This window comes from Streptomyces sp. NPDC054872, assembly GCF_053610705.1.
Genome location: NZ_JBSGYY010000003.1, coordinates 333,559 through 350,571, shown reverse-complemented (window position 1 = coordinate 350,571; position 17,013 = coordinate 333,559). Strand labels below are relative to the sequence as shown.

General features: G+C 71.6%; 20 protein-coding genes. 8 read left to right on the top strand and 12 right to left on the bottom strand.

Annotated elements, in window-relative coordinates:
* The first annotated feature begins 22 nt into the window (after nt 1-22).
* Nucleotides 23-661 carry a fasciclin domain-containing protein gene (locus tag ACWGIH_RS05655; protein WP_453451301.1) on the top strand — a complete coding sequence of 213 codons (639 nt, stop codon included), beginning with the start codon at nt 23-25 and terminating at the stop codon, nt 659-661.
* Nucleotides 662-724: 63 nt separating this feature from the next.
* Here the strand turns inward: ACWGIH_RS05655 and ACWGIH_RS05650 are convergent, their stop codons facing one another.
* On the bottom strand, nt 725-1,003 hold the full coding sequence (locus tag ACWGIH_RS05650) for a metal-sensitive transcriptional regulator (RefSeq protein WP_453451270.1): 279 nt from the start codon (nt 1,001-1,003) through the stop codon (nt 725-727).
* An 83-nt stretch (nt 1,004-1,086) separates the two neighbouring features.
* Between ACWGIH_RS05650 and ACWGIH_RS05645 the strand changes: the two genes are divergently transcribed.
* Nucleotides 1,087-1,647, top strand: a complete 561-nt coding sequence (locus tag ACWGIH_RS05645; RefSeq protein WP_453451269.1) for a rhodanese-like domain-containing protein — start codon at nt 1,087-1,089, stop codon at nt 1,645-1,647.
* A gap of 5 nt (nt 1,648-1,652) precedes the next feature.
* Here ACWGIH_RS05645 and ACWGIH_RS05640 read toward each other — a convergent pair whose 3' ends face one another.
* From ACWGIH_RS05640 to ACWGIH_RS05625, 4 genes are read right to left on the bottom strand one after another with little or no spacing between them, the layout of a single operon-like run.
* Nucleotides 1,653-2,237 (bottom strand): hypothetical protein, encoded by a 585-nt coding sequence (locus tag ACWGIH_RS05640; RefSeq protein ID WP_453451268.1) that lies wholly within the window; start codon nt 2,235-2,237, stop codon nt 1,653-1,655.
* Nucleotides 2,221-3,201 (bottom strand): DUF6286 domain-containing Asp23/Gls24 family envelope stress response protein, encoded by a 981-nt coding sequence (locus ACWGIH_RS05635; protein WP_453451267.1) that lies wholly within the window; start codon nt 3,199-3,201, stop codon nt 2,221-2,223. Before ACWGIH_RS05635 ends, ACWGIH_RS05640 begins: the two co-directional genes overlap by 17 nt.
* Complete coding sequence (locus tag ACWGIH_RS05630; RefSeq protein WP_453451266.1) at nt 3,198-3,383, bottom strand: hypothetical protein; 186 nt, start codon at nt 3,381-3,383, stop codon at nt 3,198-3,200. Before ACWGIH_RS05630 ends, ACWGIH_RS05635 begins: the two co-directional genes overlap by 4 nt.
* Nucleotides 3,384-3,429: 46 nt before the next feature.
* Nucleotides 3,430-3,951 carry an Asp23/Gls24 family envelope stress response protein gene (locus tag ACWGIH_RS05625; protein WP_453451265.1) on the bottom strand — a complete coding sequence of 174 codons (522 nt, stop codon included), beginning with the start codon at nt 3,949-3,951 and terminating at the stop codon, nt 3,430-3,432.
* A 182-nt stretch (nt 3,952-4,133) separates the two neighbouring features.
* On the opposite strand from ACWGIH_RS05625, the gene ACWGIH_RS05620 reads away from it, so the two are divergent.
* The 4 genes from ACWGIH_RS05620 to ACWGIH_RS05605 all read left to right on the top strand — a co-directional run bounded on the left by ACWGIH_RS05620 (nt 4,134) and on the right by ACWGIH_RS05605 (nt 6,323).
* Nucleotides 4,134-4,721 (top strand): RNA polymerase sigma factor, encoded by a 588-nt coding sequence (locus tag ACWGIH_RS05620; protein ID WP_453451264.1) that lies wholly within the window; start codon nt 4,134-4,136, stop codon nt 4,719-4,721.
* Nucleotides 4,712-5,374, top strand: coding sequence for an Asp23/Gls24 family envelope stress response protein (locus tag ACWGIH_RS05615; RefSeq protein WP_453451263.1), 663 nt, complete (start codon nt 4,712-4,714; stop codon nt 5,372-5,374). The genes ACWGIH_RS05620 and ACWGIH_RS05615 overlap by 10 nt, the downstream gene beginning before the upstream one ends.
* Nucleotides 5,371-5,718 carry an Asp23/Gls24 family envelope stress response protein gene (locus ACWGIH_RS05610; RefSeq protein ID WP_453451262.1) on the top strand — a complete coding sequence of 116 codons (348 nt, stop codon included), beginning with the start codon at nt 5,371-5,373 and terminating at the stop codon, nt 5,716-5,718. Before ACWGIH_RS05615 ends, ACWGIH_RS05610 begins: the two co-directional genes overlap by 4 nt.
* Before the next feature lie 101 nt (nt 5,719-5,819).
* Entirely contained in the window at nt 5,820-6,323 is a 504-nt protein-coding gene (locus ACWGIH_RS05605; RefSeq protein WP_453451261.1) for an SRPBCC family protein, read from the top strand.
* Here the strand turns inward: ACWGIH_RS05605 and ACWGIH_RS05600 are convergent.
* Nucleotides 6,306-7,877, bottom strand: a complete 1,572-nt coding sequence (locus ACWGIH_RS05600) for a purine-cytosine permease family protein (RefSeq protein ID WP_453451260.1) — start codon at nt 7,875-7,877, stop codon at nt 6,306-6,308. The two genes, ACWGIH_RS05605 and ACWGIH_RS05600, sit on opposite strands and share 18 nt — an antisense overlap.
* 155 nt (nt 7,878-8,032) lie before the next feature.
* Nucleotides 8,033-9,508 (bottom strand): UDP-N-acetylmuramoyl-L-alanyl-D-glutamate--2,6-diaminopimelate ligase, encoded by a 1,476-nt coding sequence (locus ACWGIH_RS05595; protein ID WP_453451259.1) that lies wholly within the window; start codon nt 9,506-9,508, stop codon nt 8,033-8,035.
* Nucleotides 9,509-10,087: 579 nt separating this feature from the next.
* Between ACWGIH_RS05595 and ACWGIH_RS05590 the strand changes: the two genes are divergently transcribed.
* Complete coding sequence (locus ACWGIH_RS05590; RefSeq protein WP_453451258.1) at nt 10,088-10,825, top strand: chitinase; 738 nt, start codon at nt 10,088-10,090, stop codon at nt 10,823-10,825.
* Nucleotides 10,826-11,002: 177 nt separating this feature from the next.
* The gene (locus ACWGIH_RS05585) at nt 11,003-12,229 is read left to right on the top strand and encodes a cytochrome P450 (protein WP_453451257.1); all 1,227 of its coding nucleotides are present in this window, start codon (nt 11,003-11,005) and stop codon (nt 12,227-12,229) included.
* A gap of 42 nt (nt 12,230-12,271) precedes the next feature.
* Here the strand turns inward: ACWGIH_RS05585 and ACWGIH_RS05580 are convergent, their stop codons facing one another.
* The 5 genes from ACWGIH_RS05580 to ACWGIH_RS05560 all read right to left on the bottom strand — a co-directional run bounded on the left by ACWGIH_RS05580 (nt 12,272) and on the right by ACWGIH_RS05560 (nt 16,835).
* Entirely contained in the window at nt 12,272-13,543 is a 1,272-nt protein-coding gene (locus tag ACWGIH_RS05580; protein WP_453451256.1) for a cytochrome P450, read from the bottom strand.
* Entirely contained in the window at nt 13,540-14,154 is a 615-nt protein-coding gene (locus ACWGIH_RS05575) for a GTP-binding protein (RefSeq protein ID WP_453451255.1), read from the bottom strand. The genes ACWGIH_RS05580 and ACWGIH_RS05575 overlap by 4 nt, the downstream gene beginning before the upstream one ends.
* Nucleotides 14,135-14,497 carry a DUF742 domain-containing protein gene (locus ACWGIH_RS05570; RefSeq protein ID WP_453451254.1) on the bottom strand — a complete coding sequence of 121 codons (363 nt, stop codon included), beginning with the start codon at nt 14,495-14,497 and terminating at the stop codon, nt 14,135-14,137. The genes ACWGIH_RS05575 and ACWGIH_RS05570 overlap by 20 nt, the downstream gene beginning before the upstream one ends.
* Nucleotides 14,494-14,913: a roadblock/LC7 domain-containing protein gene (locus tag ACWGIH_RS05565; protein ID WP_363206274.1), complete on the bottom strand. Its 420-nt coding sequence runs from the start codon at nt 14,911-14,913 to the stop codon at nt 14,494-14,496. The genes ACWGIH_RS05570 and ACWGIH_RS05565 overlap by 4 nt, the downstream gene beginning before the upstream one ends.
* A 116-nt stretch (nt 14,914-15,029) precedes the next feature.
* Nucleotides 15,030-16,835 carry a sensor histidine kinase gene (locus ACWGIH_RS05560; protein WP_453451253.1) on the bottom strand — a complete coding sequence of 602 codons (1,806 nt, stop codon included), beginning with the start codon at nt 16,833-16,835 and terminating at the stop codon, nt 15,030-15,032.
* Nucleotides 16,836-17,013: the final 178 nt, after the last annotated feature.

The window sequence follows — 17,013 nt, the reverse complement described above, 5'->3', positions numbered from 1 at the left end:
ACGCAAGGAGAAGACCATGTCCATGTACTCCACCCGAATCCGCCGTGCCGCGGTCGCCGTCGCCGCCGCGGCGGTGCTGCCGATCGCCCTGACGGCCTGCTCGGACAGCGGCGACAAGGACACCAAGGCCGCGGACTCCACGCCCAGCGCGCAGGAGACCGAGTCGGACGACGCCATGACCGCGAACGAGCCGTTCGGACCTGCCTGTTCGTCGGTTCCCAAGAGCGGCGCGGGCTCGTTCGACGGGATGGCGAAGGACCCGGTCGCCACCGCCGCGTCGAACAACCCGGAGCTGTCCACGCTGGTCACGGCGGTCAAGAAGGCCGGCCTCGTGGACACCCTGAACAACGCCGAGAACATCACGGTGTTCGCGCCCACCAACGACGCGTTCGCCAAGATCCCCAAGGCGGACCTCGACAAGGTGCTCAACGACAAGGCCCAGCTGACCAAGATCCTCACCTACCACGTGGTGGGCAAGAAGCTGACGCCGCAGCAGCTGGAGAACGGCTCCTTCGAGACGCTGGAGAAGAGCAAGCTCACCACCGCGGGCTCCGGCACGGAGTACAAGGTCAACGACACGTCGAACGTCGTCTGCGGCAACGTCCCGACGGCCAACGCCACGGTCTACATCGTCGACACGGTCCTGATGCCGAAGAGCTGACGAGGACCGCTGCCCCGATCGCCTCCGCCGCCCCTGCCCCGGGGCGGCGGAGGCTTCCGTCGCTCAGGCCAGGGAGAGGAAGAGCTTCTCCAGGCGCGCCCGCATCGCGTCGCGGTCGCCGGGGGACTGCTCACCCTCGGCCATGCAGTGCTGGAGTCCCGTCGCGATGATCGCGAATCCGGCCCGGTCCAGCGCGCGGGAGACCGCGGCCAACTGTGTGATCACGTCCTCGCAGTCCCTGCCGTCCTCGACCATCTTGATGATGCCGGCGATCTGTCCCTGCGCCCGGCGCAGCCGGTTCAGTACGGACCTCAGCTCATCGGCCGCCATCTCGAGCTGCACGCGCTGCCACCTCCAATAATACCCCTGGGGGTATTGTAGCCTGCGAGGGTGAGAGCCTTGGCTCAACGAAAGGACAGCCCCACATGACTCCCCCCACCGATCTGGCGCCCGCCCAGGCGGCCGCCCGTCTGGACCGCTACACCGTCATCGACGTGCGCACCCCCGGTGAGTACGCCTCCGGGCACCTTCCCGGAGCCCACAACATCCCCGTCGACCACCTGCACATGGCGCTGCCCGAGCTCAAGGCCGCCGCCGCCCGTGGCGAGCTCCTGATGGTCTGCGCCTCCGGGAACCGCTCCGCCGCCGCGTGCGACGAGCTGGCCGCCGCGGACATCCCCGCAGCCACCCTCTCCGGCGGCACCACGGCCTGGGCCGCTGAGGGGCACCCCCTGCACCCCTCCGAGGGGGCGCCGACGGCCTGGCCGATGGAGCGTCAGGTGCGGCTCGCCGCCGGGTCCCTGGTCGTGCTTGGCCTCGCCGCGAGCAGCCGCTTCCGGCCCGCGCGCTGGCTGGCCGCGGGTGTCGGCGCCGGCCTGGTCTTCTCCGCCGTCACCGACACCTGCGGCATGGCCGCCGTCCTCGCCAGGCTTCCGCACAACCGCCCTCGCGCCGCCGACCTCCGCACCACGCTGGAAGCCCTGTAGTCCGCTCAGTGGATGCGTCGCGCCCGGTGTGCCCGGGTCGTGACGCGCACGTCGGCCTCCAGGACGCGGGGTGCCGCAGCCGCCCGTGCCTCGGCGATGGTGCCCCCGGCGAGCTCGCGCAGCACCGCCTCCGGGGAGCCGTCGGGGTCCAGGACCAGCGTGATGCGGGCGCGCAGCCGCCGGGGACGCCCGAGCAGCCGTACATGGGCGCGGGTCACGCCGTCGACCGCTCGGGCGCGGTCGGTCATGACGGAGGCCAGCGCCTTGGCCGAGAGGGTGACGCCCGGTTGCCCGAGCGGCAGTTCGCGCGGGCGGCCGGTGCGGACCTGGGCCGCGGCCCAGCAGAGGAACAGGACGGCGCCGACCGCCAGTGCCGTGATCACGACGGGCGTCCACCAGTCGTGATCGCGCCAGCGGCCGAGCGTCTCCTCGTCCAGCCACACCCGGTCCGTGCCGACGCGGGGCAGTGCCGACGGCAGCCGCTCGCGGACGGGAGCCGCCGCGGACGCCAGTACGGACCCCGCGAGCAGGACAACTGCTGCCGCGCAGAACAGGGTTGAGCGGTTCGTGCTGTTACGGAGTCGGCTCATCGGGCGTGCTCCTCTCCGCCTTGCCGGGCTCGCCCCCGGACCTCGCCGCGGGACCGGAATCCGCCGGGGCGCGCCAGGCGGGTTCCGTGCTCAGCCGCACGCGCAGCCGCAGCGGCCTGGCGAGTCCGAGCCCGGTGGCCGCCGCATCGGCGGCCTCGGTCACCGCCCGCCGCACGCCCGCCAGTTCGCCGAACCCGAGCCCGGCACGCACCCGTGCCGTACGGCGGCCGACCCTGACCTGGACCCGGCCGACGCCCGGTACGTCGGTCACGGCATCCCGCAGGAGGGCCGCGACCGCCCGGCGGTCCAAGGCCGCGCGCACCCCCGTCAGCGGCGGCCGCATCGGCAGGACGCCGCGCCTGCCCGGTGTGACGGCGAGGACCAGCAGCCACACGCCGAGCGCGAGCACACCGATCGCCGCGAGAACACCGGTGGTCGCGGCGCTGTCCGGGCCATGTGTGGAGAGCCACGTCATCGCGTCGGTCCGCCACCGCGCGGGAGTGTTCTCGGCGGCGTGCACCGACACCACGTCGTACAGGAGCACTCCGCAGACCAGGGCCGCGAGCAGCGTCAACACGCCTACGGGCAGGCGGCGTTGGGACCACGGGCGGTGTGCGCGAACCGTGGGGACCTCGACCGGCGCCGCGCGCTGCCCGGCGGACAGCTCGCGGCGCGAAAGACCCCGGACGCGGATCCGCGCCGAGGACACGGTGAGGCCGGTGAGCAGGGCGGTGCGCTCGGTGACGTGCGAGCGCACGCTCTCGCCCGACTCGTCGAGCACCGCGGGGTAGGGCAGGGTCACGGTGACGTCGACGCGAGCGCGACGGCCGCGTACGGCCGCCGACCCTTTGCGGACCTCCACCGCGCCGGAGGCCGGAGCCTCCGTCGCGGCGCGTTCCGCGATGCGGCGTACCGCGCGGTCCGCCACGGTCGTCGTGCCGCGCTGTGCCGCGGGCGCGGTCATCGGTGCTCCCGGTCACGCCCGCCGATGAAGGCGCGTACGTCCGTGCCGTCGTCGACGAGACGACCCAGGACGAAGCCGACCGCGCCGAGCGCGGCGACCAGGAGGAACGCGCCGAAGCCGCCGAACCACCCGGCGAATCCCAGGGCCATGCCCGCCATCAGGCCGACCAGAGCTGTGCTCACCACTCACCTCACACCGCAGAAGGGGACGTCCTGGACCATCGACGGGCTACTCGACGCGCGTCTCGGCGCCGGAGTCCGTGTTGTCGTCCTCGGGCAGATGGACGTCGTTGACGGCGACGTTCACCTCGACCACCTCGAGGCCGGTGATGCGCTCCACCGCCGAGATGACGTTCTCGCGCACCTCGTGGGCGACGTCCGTGATGGGCGCGCCGTACTCGACGACGATGTCGAGGTCGATCGCGGTCTGCCGCTCGCCGACCTCGACCTTGACCCCGCGGCCGACGTTGGGGCGCCCGCCGGGGACACGGTCGCGGACGGCGCCGATGGTGCGGGACAGGCCGCCGCCCATGTCGAACACGCCCGGGATCTCGCGGGCCGCCATGCCGGCGATCTTCACGACCACGACGTCGGCGATGGACGTCTTGCCCCGCGTCGCCGCCGGCTGGGCCGCGCCGGTGACTCCGCTGACGGTGATGGCTCCGGGCGCGTTCCTGCGGGTCTCGCCGGTGAGTTCCTTCTCGGCGCTGCCGGGCACGCCCGGTTTCGAAGTGAGGTCCTGCGTCGTCATGGTGGCATCTCCTCGGAGTCGTCGGGGTTGTCGGGCTCGTCCTCTGCTCCGACCCGAGTACCCCGGGTCCGTTACGCGCCTCACCGGAATTTCCTCGCGCGGGAGGTAACTTTCCTGGGCCGCATAACGCGGTGGGCCCTGCGGGTGTCGTACGAGCGCGACCGAAGTGAGAGGAGCCGCGTGTGCCGGGCGACCGGGGCGGAACAGCCGACGAGGCGGACACGTCCGAGAGACGTGACGACGGACTGCTCGCGGTGCGGGCGGCGGAGGGTGACGAGGAGGCCTTCGAGGCCCTCGTGCACCGGCACGCACCGATGGCGCTGCGCCTTGCCACGCGCCTGCTCGGGAGCCGCCCGGAGGCGGAGGACGCCGTGCAGGAGTCCTTCGTCAGCGCCTGGCGCAAGCTGCCGGAGTTCCGCAGGGACGCGCAGTTCGGTACGTGGATCTACCGCATCGTCACCAATCGCTGCCTGAACGTGCTGCGCTCGCGGCGGCCCGTCGTGGCGTTGGACGGGCTGCCCGAGCCGGCCGCTCCGGAGCACGAGGTCTCGCCCGCACGGGTGGCCGAGGGGCACGCCGCGGTGGCCGACCTGGCGCGGGCGATGGAAGGCCTCTCGCCGGAGCAGCGGGTGTGCTGGGTGCTGCGGGAGCTGGACGGCGCATCGTACGAGTCCATCGCCGCGACGGTCGGGATCAGTACGGAGGCGGTCCGCGCCCGTGTCTTCCGGGCGCGGCGCTATCTGACGGAGGCGATGGCCGCATGGCGATGAACGGGGAATCCGTACCGGACGACGAGCGGGAGGCGGGCTTCGGAGTGCTGTCCGAGGACGAGCTGCTGCCCTGCGGACGCGAGTTGTCGCAGGTGTGGGAACAGTGGGAGGCGGGCGCGGCCGACCCCCACGCCGACGGCTGCCCGCACTGCACGCAGGCCCTGGACGCCCTGCGACAGCTGGAAGGGATCGTCACCGAGGCACGCGACACCTCACCGCGCGAGCAGGACACCTCCGCGCTCACCGGCCGTGTCATGGACGTGGTGCGGCTGGAACTGCGGCCGGGCAGGACGCTGCCCCTGGGTGACGAGGACGAGGACGCGTGGATCGTGGAGGCCGCGGCGGCCAGGACGGTGCGGGCCGCCGCGGAGTCCCTGCCGGGTGTGCGCGCGGGAAGCTGCCGCATCGGCCCGCTGGACGAGGCCGCGGCCCCCGCGCCCGCGGGACGCCTCGCGCGCGGGCCGGTCAGGATCCGCGTCGAGGTGCAGGTCCCGCTCCCCTGGAACCTGCCGGAGGTCGCCGACCGGGTGCGCGGCCGGGTCCTCGACGCGGTGGACGCGGAACTGGGGATGCGGGTCGCGGTCGTCGACGTGACGATCAGCGACCTCATCGACGACGCGGATGACGACAGCGCGGAAGGGCGGCAGCGGTGAGTGATCGAGACGTTTCGCGCGGGGTGGCCGACGCCGTCATAGAGGCGGTCCTCGGCACTCCCGGGGTCGCCTTCCTGCGGCCCGGTCTGGCGGACCTCCTGCGGTCGTCGTCCGTCCTGAGACGTGGTCTCCCCAGCACCCCGGCGGGCTCCGCGGGCGTGCAGGTGCGGCGGGAGAAGGACAGCCGGAGCTGGAGCGTGGAGGTGTACGTGGTCCTGCACCGGGGACGGCGGACCCTGGACGTGACCCGGGAGGTGGCCTCGGCGGCGGCCGAGGCCGTCGGCCTGGTGACCGGCGAGCCGGGCACGCCCCGGATCACCGTCACGGTCACCGGCCTCGTCTGAGTCGCCCTCCGTGCACGCGCTCCGAGAGCCCTCGGGGGAGCGTGGGGGCTGACATTCAAGCTACTGGTGAGTAAGGTCGCGGGTCGAGGAACGGAGTTGTCATGACCCGCACGTTCACAGTGTCACGAAGCATCCTGGTCGAGGCGTCACCGCAGACGGTGTACGAGCAGGTCAGCCAGCCCGCTCTGATGGGGCGCTGGAGCCCCGAGAACCTTGGCGCGACCGTGCCGGGCGGCGAGGTGCCCGCCACCGTCGGCCTGGTCTTCGAGGGGCACAACAAGCGCGGCCCGTTCCGCTGGACCACCCGCTGCACGGTGACCAAGGCCGAGCCGGGGCGGCGCTTCGCCTTCCGCGTGCACGCGATCGGACTCAAGCGCCCCCGGCTGCGTGCTCCCATCGCCACCTGGGAGTACCGCTTCGAGGACAGCGACGGCGGCACCAAGGTGACCGAGACGTGGACGGACGACAGGCGTTCCTGGCCCACCTTCGTGGCCAACGCCTTCGACCGCCTGGCCACGGGTGGTCGCACCTTCGCGGTCTTCCAGGTCGGCAACATCGACCGGACGCTGAAGAACCTCAAGCGGGAGCTAGAGACGGCTCGTTGACCGCGCGGCACTCTCTTCGCAGGCGGCGCCGGGTGGCCCGGTGATCGGGGCGATCGGCGTGTCGGCCGCGCGCACCCAGCGCGGCCCCTCGGGCCCGTACACCCCGCGCGGCTCCGGGAACGCCGCAAGCAGGGCGAGAAAGACGATCGCCGCGACGGCCGCCCCCAGCGGGAGACTGATGTCGGCGCCGTTCGCGAGGTCGCCGAGCGGCCCGACGAACTGTCCGGGGATGTTGGTGAACAGCACCCCGGTCACCGCACCGGTCCACCAGGCCGCCATGCCGCGCCAGTTCCAGCCGCGCGCGAACCAGTAGCGGCCGCCGTGCTGCCGGCGCGTGAAGACCTGCAGGGCCTCGGGGTCGTACCAGCCGCGCCGGGTGACGTAGCCGAGCATCATGACGATCATCCACGGCACGGTGCAGGTGATGATCATCGTGGCGAAGGTGGAGATCGCCTGGACGAGGTTGAAGCCGAAGCGGCCCACGAAGATGAACGTGATGGACAGGACGCCGATCAGGACGGTGGCCCGGACGCGGCTGAGCCGCGGGAACACCGAGGAGAAGTCCAGGCCGGTGCCGTACAGCGCGGTGGTCCCGGTCGACATGCCGCCGATCAGGGCGATCAGGCAGACCGGCAGGAAGTACCAGCCGGGCGCGATCGCGAGCAGGCCGCCGACGAAGTTGGGGGCGGCCGGGTCCATGTACTCGGGTGCCTGCTCGGCGATGATCGCCGCTGTCGCCAGGCCGAAGCCGAACGGAAGGACCGTGGCGACCTGCGAGAGGAAGGCGGCTCCCATCACCTTGCGGCGCGGCGTCGCGGCCGGGATGTAGCGCGCCCAGTCACCGAGGAAGGCGCCGAAGGAGACCGGGTTGGACAGCACGATCAGCGCGGCGCCGATGAAGGACGGCCAGAACAGGTCCTGGGTGGCCCGGTCGGCGTCCGCGGTGAAGATCCCCGCGTACGAGGGGTCGAAGTCCCCCGCGAAGGCGACGAGGCCGAGCACGAACAGCAAGGTCGCCGCCACGACCGCGATCTTGTTGACGAGCAGCATGAAGCGGAAGCCGTAGACACACACGGCGAGGACGAGAGCGGCGAAGACCGCGTACGCGCAGCCGTAGGCCACGTCGCTCTCCGGCACGCCGAGCAGCCGGTGCGCCCCGCCGATGAGCGCGTCGCCCGAGCTCCACACCGACAGGGAGAAGAACGCCACGGCGGTGAGCAGGGAGAGGAAGGAACCGACGACCCTGCCGTGCACGCCCAGGTGGGCCGACGAGGAGACGGCGTTGTTCGTGCCGTTGCGCGGTCCGAACACCGCCATCGGCGCAAGGAGCAGCGAACCGACGAGCAGCCCCAGGAGCATCGCCCCGAGCCCCTGCCAGAAGGAGAGCCCGAACAGGATCGGGAACGCCCCGAGCACGCAGGTGGCGAAGGTGTTGGCGCCGCCGAACGCGAGCCGGAACAGGTCGAGTGGTGTCGCCGAGCGGTCCGCGTCCGGAATGCGTTCGACTCCGTGCGTCTCGACCTCGGTGACGGGCGGAGAGGGCTCCTTGGGCACACGCGGCTCCCTGGTCGACGGCACCCCGTCGCGCGAGGTGCCGTGGCGGAAATGCAGGGACCGTAAACGCCGTGCGCCCGCCCGCACCAGTGCCCGATTCGCACTGCGTACACCGAGGTGATGGACGAATCGCACACCCGCCTGCCCGATCGCCCCTAGAGCGCGTCGAGTTCGCGGACGACGGTCATGTCGTCGAAGGGGATGAGCTGTTCGCCGACGATCTGGTGCGGCTCGCTGCCCTTCCCTGCGACGAGCACGACGTCACCCCGGCGCGCGGCGGACAGCGCGCTCGCGATCGCCGCACGGCGGTCGGCCAGCCGGCGGAAGGGGGTCCCGGTGGACGTCAGGCCGGGAACGATCTGGTCCAGGATGGCCTCGGGGTCCTCGTCGCGGGGGTTGTCCGAGGTGAGGACGCACAGGTCGGAGTGGTGGCCCGCGATCCGGCCCATCAGGGCCCGCTTGGTGGTGTCGCGGTCGCCGCCGCAGCCGAAGACGGTGATCACCGAGCCGGTCGCGAAGCCGCGGATCGTCGCGAGGACCTTCTCCAGGGAGTCCGGCGAGTGCGCGTAGTCGACGATCACGCAGACCCCCCGCGCGGTGACGAAGCGTTCGAGCCGGCCCGGCGTGGGCGGCATCCTGTCCAAGGCCTCCACCAGGGCGGGCAGGTCATGCCCGAGGAGATGGCACGCGGCAAGGGTGGCCAGCGCGTTGGACACCGAGAAGTGGCCCGGTATCGGGATGGCGGCGGGGTACTTGCGGCCGTCGTGGTGGAGCGTGAAGCGGGTGCCCTCCGCGTCCACGACCAGGTCGCTCGCCCGGTAGTCGGCCGGCGCGTCCACGCCGTACGTGGTCACCGCTCCCGGCATCATCGCCGTGATCTCGGCGCTGACGGGGTCGTCGGCGTTGACCACCGCGCGGTCGCACAGCCCGGCGAACAGGCGCAGCTTGGCGTTCTTGTAGTGCTCCATCGTCCCGTGGTCGTCCAGGTGGTCCTGGGTGAGATTGGTGAAGACGCCGATGCCCACGGGCACATGGTCGAGGCGCCGCTGCAACAGCCCCATGGACGTGGCTTCCACGACCACACTGCTCGTCCCCCGGTCGCGCATGTGGCCGAGGAGGTAGTGCAGATCCGGTGACTCGGGGGTGCTCAGGACCGAGCGCGGCATCGGTATCCGCTCCGTGCCGATCCGGCTTCCCGAGGTGCCGATCACCCCGACCTTCGCACCCGCGGCCACCCTGAGCGCCGACTCGACCATGTACGAGACGGAGGTCTTCCCGTTCGTCCCCGTGATCGCCACGACGTCCATCGCGCGGCCGGGGTCTTGGTAGTACCGGGAGGCGACGAGCGAGGCGGCCGCCCGTGCGTCTCTCACCCGCACCACGCACACGTCCTGCCCGGCGGACTCCGGGTCCGGCAGCACGCCGTCCTCGGCGATGACCGCCACCGCCCCTCGTTCCCGTGCCCGGCTCACGCCCCCGGGCCCGCCCTCGGCGTAGCCGGGAACGGCGACGTACAGCGATCCGGGTTCCACCTGCCCGGCGTCGAAGGTCATTCCCGCGGTGACCGGAACCGCCGGGTCACCGTGCAGAACCTGGTGGTCGTGTCCGTCGAGCAGTGCACTGAGCTTCACAACAGTCCCCTCGAAGGCGGCTCACGGCACACCGCGTACGCCCGGCCCGGGGGGCGAGGGCGACGACGTGCCGGAATCCGCGGTGATACGCGTAAGGCGAGCGGGCCCCACAGGGGGATATCTGCGTGCGGGCCGAAGGGCCAAGACGGCCGAGGACGCTACCCGTGCGCCGCACGACTGGTCGCAGAGGACCGGATCCGGGTCGTGGAGGGCTGATCACGGGTGGCCGGGCGGAGCAGGGACCTGCCCGACACCGCTTCAGTGTACGGCCGCGACGGCCGGCCGCGGACGAACCGGAAGGCGCCCGGCGATCTCCGCATCGGCCACCGGTCAACCGGGAGCGCTCGACGGGGTATTGACGCGGACGCGTCACTCGGTATGGTCTAGTCCAACGGTAGGGGCCATTCCGGAGAGCTGCAGCTCCCGGTGCTCCGGTGTGATCGCCGGTGGTTCCTGCCGCGTCTCTTCGCGCCTCCCACCCCCCGTGCGCGCTGAAGCGACGGACTCACATCCCTCCCCCCACCACGTGACGGGTGGCCGTGCGCACGCATGGGCCGACCCGCCAAGGAGTGATCCCCCATGCGTCCTCGTGTCCTTGCCGCGCTGACCGCGACCGCGTCCGCCGCCGCGCTCGCCCTCCTGACCCTCGCCCCCAACGCCTCCGCCGAGAAGGCGGCGCCGGGGGAGCGGGCCGCGGCGGAATTCCTCGTCAGCGAGGCCCAGTTCAACGAGATGTTCCCGAACCGGAACTCCTTCTACACCTACAGCGGGCTCACCCAGGCGCTCAGCGCCTATCCCGAGTTCACCGGGACCGGCAGTGACACCGTACGCAAGCAGGAGGCCGCGGCCTTCCTTGCGAACGTCAGTCACGAGACGGGTGGCCTGGTCCACGTCGTCGAGCAGAACACCGCGAACTACCCGCACTACTGCGACAGTTCGCAGCCCTACGGCTGCCCGGCGGGCAACGACAAGTACTACGGCCGCGGCCCGATCCAGCTCAGCTGGAACTTCAACTACAAGGCGGCCGGTGACGCCCTGAAGATCGACCTCCTCAACAACCCCGACCTCGTGCAGAACGATCCGGCCGTGGCCTGGAAGACCGGCCTCTGGTACTGGAACACGCAGAACGGTCCCGGGACCATGACGCCGCACAACGCCATGGTCAACAGCGCGGGCTTCGGCGAGACGATCCGCAGCATCAACGGCAGCCTGGAATGCGACGGGAAGAACCCTGAGCAGGTACAGAGCCGCATCAACAACTACACGAAGTTCACCGGCATCCTCGGCGTCACCCCGGGCGACAAGCTCAGCTGCTGACGGCCCCGGCCGCCGGGTCCGGGCTCCCTCTCGCTCCGTCGGTTCCGATCCGACGGGGCGAGGGGCGATTTTCGGCCAACGTTAGTGTAGTGCTCAACGATCGGCCGGGAGGGGCTGGTTGGCTCCGTAAGTGATCAATAGCCTGGAGCGCGTCGCCTTTCCCGACCTAGGAGCCACATGTCCACCGCGCAGCAGGTCCCTGACATCCTCTCGCCCGAGTTCGCCAAGGACCCGTACCCGGCCTACCGGGCGATGCGGAAGAACGCGCCGCTCTTCTGGCACGAGGCGACACAGAGCTGGATCATCTCGCGGTACGCGGACGTCGAGCGCGTGTTCAAGGACAAGGCCTCGCAGTTCACCACCGACAACTACGACTGGCAGATCGAGCCCGTCCACGGCAAGACCATCCTCCAGCTCAGCGGCCGTGAGCACTCCGTGCGGCGCGCGCTCGTCGCCCCGGCCTTCCGCGGCAGCGACCTGCAGGAGAAATTCCTGCCCGTCATAGAACGCAACTCCCGTGAACTCATCGACACCTTCCGGCACACCGGCAGCGTCGACCTGGTCGAGGGCTACGCCACCCGCTTCCCCGTCAACGTCATCGCCGACATGCTCGGCCTCGACAAGTCCGACCACGCCCGCTTCCACGGCTGGTACACCACCGTCATCGCCTTCCTCGGCAACCTGGCGGGCGACGCCGAGGTCGCGGCGGCCGGTGAACGCACCCGGGTGGAGTTCGCCGACTACATGATCCCGATCATCCGGGAGCGCCGCGACAACCTCGGCGACGACCTGCTCTCCACGCTGTGCGCCGCCGAGGTGGACGGCGTACGCATGAGCGACGAGGACATCAAGGCCTTCTGCAGCCTGTTGCTCGCGGCGGGCGGCGAGACCACCGACAAGGCCATCGCCAGCATCTTCGCCAACCTCCTGATGCACCCCGAGCAGCTCGAAGCCGTCCGCCAGGACCGCACCCTGATCGCCCGCGCCTTCGCCGAGACCCTGCGGTACACGCCGCCCGTCCACATGATCATGCGGCAGTCCGCGACCGACGTGGAGGTCACCGGCGGCACCATCCCCGCCGGCGCCACCGTCACCTGCCTGATCGGCTCGGCCAACCGCGACGAGGAGCGCTACCGCGAGCCGGACCGCTTCGACATCTTCCGCGACGACCTGACCACGACGACCGCGTTCTCCGCCGCCGCCGACCACCTCTCCTTCGCCCTCGGCCGGCACTTCTGCGTGGGCGCGCTGCTTGCCAAGGCCGAGGTGGAGATCGGCGTCGACCAACTCCTGGACGCGATGCCGGACGTGCGGCTCGCGAAGGGCTTCGACCCCGTGGAGCAGGGCGTGTTCACCCGGGGGCCGCAGTCGCTGCCGGTGGAGTTCACCCCCGCCACCGCCTGACCCCGGCGGGGCGCCGCCCGCAGGCGGCGCCCCGGCACCGGCTCAGTGCGCCACGGGCGTGAACTGCACCGGCAGCGACGTCAGACCGCGCATCCAGATGGACGGCCGCCAGGTCAACTCGTGCGGCTCCACCGCGAGAACCAGGTCGGGCAGCCGCTCCAGGAGCGTCTCGACCGCGGTCCTCGCGATGACGTCGGCCAGCAGCGGTGCCGGGTAGGGGCAGCGGTGCTCGCCGTGGCTGAAGGAGAGATGCGCGGAGTTCTCCGGGCCGACATGCGACTCGGGCCAGATCTGCGGGTCGGTGTTGGCCGCCGCGAGACCGAGCACCAGACAGTCGCCCGCCCGGATCTGCCGCCCGCCCAGCTGGGTGTCGCGCACCGCCCAGCGGCCGATGAAGTTCTGCGTCGGCGTGTCAAGCCACAGCACCTCGTTGAGCGCCTCGCCCACGCTCAGCCGCCCGCCCGACACATTGAGGGCGAACCGCTCGTCGGTCAGCATCAACCGCAGGGTGTTGCAGATCCAGTTGGCCGTCGGCTGCTGGGCCGCCGCGATGATGGAGATCAGGTCCTGGACGATCTCCTCGTCGGTCAGGCCCGCCGAGTGCGCCAGCATCCGCGAGGTGACGTCCGCGCCGGGCTTCTCGCGCTTCTCCTTGACCAGGAGTTGGATCCGCTCCGCGACGCGCGTGTAGGCCGCCACGGGGTCGTCGCCCTCATGCGCGTCGAGCGAGATCCGCAGGTCGTCCACGAGCTGCTGCGTGTCCGTGCCCTCGTGCGGCATGCCGCACATCTGCACCGCGGCCACCATGGGCAGCGCGTGCGCGTACGCGTCCATCAGCTCGGCCTGGCCGCTGCCGGCGAACTCGGCGATCAGCCGGTCGGCGATCCGGGCGCTGTCCCGGGCGAGTTCGAACTGGTCGACCCCCTCGAGAGCCTGCGTGATCACCCCGGCCCGCCTGCGGTGCTCCTCGCCCTCGGTGAACAGGACCGAGGGCTGGTAGCCGACGAACGGCAGCAGCGGCCAGTCGGCGGGGATGTGCTCCCACTGGTTCCAGCGCCGCGAATCACGGGCGAACAGCTCGTCGTGGCCTGTCACATAGCTGACCTCGGAGTAGCCGAGCACCAGCCACGCGGGCACGTCACCGTCGAGGAGCACCGGCGCCACCGCGCCGTGCTCCCTGCGCAGGCTGCGGTAGAGCTGGGACGGCGTCTGCTGGTACTCCAGACCGCCCAGGCGCACCGCACCCGTACCCGCGTGCGCCGGGCAGCCGGGCGGCGGGCTCTGTTCGAAGGGGGATCCGGTCGGCTCGGTCACGGTGTCATCTCCTGGGCCATGGCCAGTGCGTAGAGGTGGTCCACGAGGGTGATCAGGACGTCCTTGCCCGACGACCTCACCCGTGCGTCGCAGTCGATCAGCGGCACATGGTCGGGCAGCGCCAGGGCCTGGCGGATCTCCTCCAGGGAATGGGTCGAGGTGTCGTCGTCGAACCGGTTGACGGCCACCACGAACGGCGTCCTGTGGTGTTCGAGCCGGTCGATGGCGTACCAGGAGTCGTCCATCCGCCGGGTGTCGACCAGGACGACCGCCCCGAGCGTGCCGGAGAAGAGCCGGTCCCACAGGAACCAGAAGCGCTCCTGCCCGGGAGCGCCGAACAGGTAGAGGACCACACGCTCGTTGAGGCTGATGCGGCCGAAGTCGAACGCCACGGTCGTCGTGGTCTTGGCGGCCACGTCGGCCGTCTCGTCGACGCCGACACCGGCCTGCGTCATCACCTCTTCGGTGTTCAGCGGACGGATCTCGCTGACCGAGCGGACCAGCGTGGTCTTGCCGACCCCGAAGCCGCCCACGACGACGATCTTCAGGCCGGTCTCGGCGGTGTCGGACAGCGGAGTCCGGGAGGGCAGCTCAGATGTTGCGGAGCCCATGGAGCACCTCCTTGAGAAGGGCGGAATCGGGGATCGAGGCGGCCGAGCCGGCCGCGCGGGGGTGGCGGGCGGTGATCCGGCCCATCGCGAGCAGGTCACCGAGGAGGATCCGCACCACCGTGATCGGCAGCTTCATCTCCGCCGCGATCTCCACCACGGCCGTCGGATGCCGGCACAGTTCAAGGATCCGTACGTGCTCCGACTGCATCCCGGCAGTGGGCTCGCACTCGCTCACCACCAGCGTGACCAGGTCGAACGAATCGTCGTCGGCGCGGCTGCGTCCGCCGGTGACCGTGTAGAGCCGGTCCGGGGCACCGATGTCCACGGGCCTGCGCGGCGTCACGAGGAGCCGCTGCCTTCGGTCTGGGCGCGCGGTTCGGCGCGCAGGTGCTCACCGATCTGTTCGACCAGTTCGGTCATCTGATGCCCCACCACTCCGGGATCGGCGTTCTCCTCCGCCACCACCGCCAGATGCGCTCCCTGGCCGGCCTCGACGATGAAGAGCAGTCCGCCGTGGAACTCGGTCATGGAGTGCCGGACACCGCCGGTCCCGTCGCCGAACTCCATGGAGGCGCCCTGGGCCAGCGCCTGGATACCGGAGCAGATCGCCGCCAGCTGATCGGCCTGGTCGAGCGTCAGATGCTCGCTCCAGCACAGCTTCAGGCCGTCTCGGGAGAGCACCAGGGCGTGCCGCGTACCGGGGGTGCGCTTCAGGAGGCTCTGCAGGAGCCAGGTCAGGCTGTTGTCAGTGGTCTGCATGGTAGGCGGGGCGAGATGCGCGGGTCGTCCGGTCACCTGCCCGTCCCTCCAATCTCACGAATCTCGAGCGGGGAAGGGGGCGCCAGAGCCCGGGCGCCGTGCGGGTGGGCTTCGGTCTACTCGGCGGGCGGCGGCCCGGACTCTGCGGGGGACTCGGGTGCCGCGGGGGAGCCGGACACGTCGCCCGCCGCCTGCCGCCCGCGGTGGAAGGCACCGAAACGGGATCCGGCGTCGCGCGGCGGCAGCCCCGCATCGCCGGAGAGCGCCCCGGACCCGGCCGCTGCGTCGGACGCCGCCCTGCGCTGCTCGCGCTCCCGCTCCGCCTCGGCCATGGTGCGCCCGGGGGCGCGTACGGGCAGGCCGTTGGGCGTGGCGGCCGCGGGACGGGCCGGCTCCGGCCGGGGCTGCGCCTGAGCAGCCGCGGGCTGCGCCTCAGCGGCAGCCGCGGGCTGTGCGGGGGCGGCCGGCTGCTCCGGGGTCGCGGGGAGCTCCGCGGCCGCCGGTGCGGGGGCCGCCGGGAGCGGCGCGGGCGCCGGTTCGACGCCGCGGGGGGCGAGCTGCTGGGGAGCGGGGTCGCGCTGCTGGGCCAGGAGCTGCGGGGGCAGGAGCACCACGACGCCCGTGCCGCCGCGTGAGGACGGACGGAAGTTGACGCTCATCCCGTACTTGGCGGCGAGACGCCCGACCACCGCGAGACCGAGGCGCGTGCCCTGCAGCGAGGCCAGGTCCGTGATGTGCCCGGAGACCGACTCCTCCGCGCGGCGCATCGCCGCGTCGGCCATCTTCAGGCCGCTGTCCTCGATCGTGACGACGATCCCGGCGCTGCGCTCCTCCACATAGACGTGCACCTCGTCGATGGGCGGGGAGAAGTTCGCCGCGTTGTCCATGAGTTCGGCGAGGACGTGCATGACGCCCTCAGCGGCGAAACCGGCGATGGCCACCGTCGTCGAGCAGTGCAGCCGCACCCGCTGGTACGCGGAGATCCGGCCCACCGCACCCCGCAGGATGCTCTCCATGACGATCGGCTTGTTCCAGGCGCGGCTGGACCGGCCGCCCATCAGCAGGGCGAGACGGTCGGTCATGAGACCCAGCTGGGAGGTGCTGTGGTCCAGGCGCAGCAGATCGCCGAAGACCTCCACGCCGTGCCGCTCCTGCATGTCCCGCAGGTCGGCGAGCATGCTCACGGACTTGGCCTGTACGCGGCTCAGCGCCTTGGCGGAGGCGGCCTGCGCGGCCGCGGCGCGCCGCTCGCTGTAGGCGAGCTCCCGGACGAACGATTCGGCGGGCACGCGCAACAGGGGATTGCTCGGCCATTCCAGGCCGGCCAGCACCGTGTCCGCGGAGGCGCCCTCGCGCAGCTGTGCGATCGCGGTGGGCAGTGTCACCGCCGTCAGCTGGTCCAACTCCGCGGCCGCCTGCGCGAGTTGCCCCTGGGCGTGGTCACGCCGTGAGTCGACGTCGGCCGCGTGCCGCACGGTCTCCTCGACCACGGACGCGAACTCGTGGACGATCTGGCGCAGTTGCGGGTCCGACGGCGGCGCCGTCTGCGCCAGGGTCTCACTCGCGCTGGTCCCGTCGCGCAGCCGTTTCATCACGGTCGGCAGCGTGACGGTCAGCAGGTGCGCCGACTCGGCACCCTGGCGCGCGAGCTGCGCCTTGAGGGCGGCGGCCTCGGCGTGGTCCGCGTCGGCGGCCGCACGGACCCGCTTGACGTGCAGGGACGTCGTCAGGAGCGCGATCGCCAGACACAGCCAGCCGGCCAGGACCGAAGCCACCGTCCAGACCCTGGCGTTGTCCGGTGCCATGACGCCCGCCACGGCACCGGCCACGGCGGTCACCACCAGCACGACCACGGGCAGGGCCGACGCGGTCCGGCGCGCCTTCGCTATTCGGTGCGGGCTGGGAGGAGCAGGCACGGGCATTCAGCGGTCCCTCGGTCCTTGATCGCAGGTAAGCAACGAGCCGACCGACATACGCATCGGTCGCGGGCCCGGCGGGCACGCCGAAGAGGACGGCGATCTTCCGGACCACACATCGCGCCATGCTAGCCACCTCGCGAGGCGCGCAGGACAGCGAGGCGGAACAGGCCGCCCGGACGGG

Coding starts and splice junctions, on each gene's coding strand:
- ACWGIH_RS05655 (WP_453451301.1), top strand. CDS start 23: ATGTACTCCACCCGAATCCGCCGTGCCGCGGTCGCCGTCGCCGCCGCG.
- ACWGIH_RS05645 (WP_453451269.1), top strand. CDS start 1,087: ATGACTCCCCCCACCGATCTGGCGCCCGCCCAGGCGGCCGCCCGTCTG.
- ACWGIH_RS05640 (WP_453451268.1), bottom strand. CDS start 2,237: ATGAGCCGACTCCGTAACAGCACGAACCGCTCAACCCTGTTCTGCGCG.
- ACWGIH_RS05635 (WP_453451267.1), bottom strand. CDS start 3,201: ATGACCGCGCCCGCGGCACAGCGCGGCACGACGACCGTGGCGGACCGC.
- ACWGIH_RS05625 (WP_453451265.1), bottom strand. CDS start 3,951: ATGACGACGCAGGACCTCACTTCGAAACCGGGCGTGCCCGGCAGCGCC.
- ACWGIH_RS05615 (WP_453451263.1), top strand. CDS start 4,712: ATGGCGATGAACGGGGAATCCGTACCGGACGACGAGCGGGAGGCGGGC.
- ACWGIH_RS05605 (WP_453451261.1), top strand. CDS start 5,820: ATGACCCGCACGTTCACAGTGTCACGAAGCATCCTGGTCGAGGCGTCA.
- ACWGIH_RS05590 (WP_453451258.1), top strand. CDS start 10,088: ATGCGTCCTCGTGTCCTTGCCGCGCTGACCGCGACCGCGTCCGCCGCC.
- ACWGIH_RS05585 (WP_453451257.1), top strand. CDS start 11,003: ATGTCCACCGCGCAGCAGGTCCCTGACATCCTCTCGCCCGAGTTCGCC.
- ACWGIH_RS05575 (WP_453451255.1), bottom strand. CDS start 14,154: ATGGGCTCCGCAACATCTGAGCTGCCCTCCCGGACTCCGCTGTCCGAC.
- ACWGIH_RS05565 (WP_363206274.1), bottom strand. CDS start 14,913: ATGCAGACCACTGACAACAGCCTGACCTGGCTCCTGCAGAGCCTCCTG.
- ACWGIH_RS05560 (WP_453451253.1), bottom strand. CDS start 16,835: ATGCCCGTGCCTGCTCCTCCCAGCCCGCACCGAATAGCGAAGGCGCGC.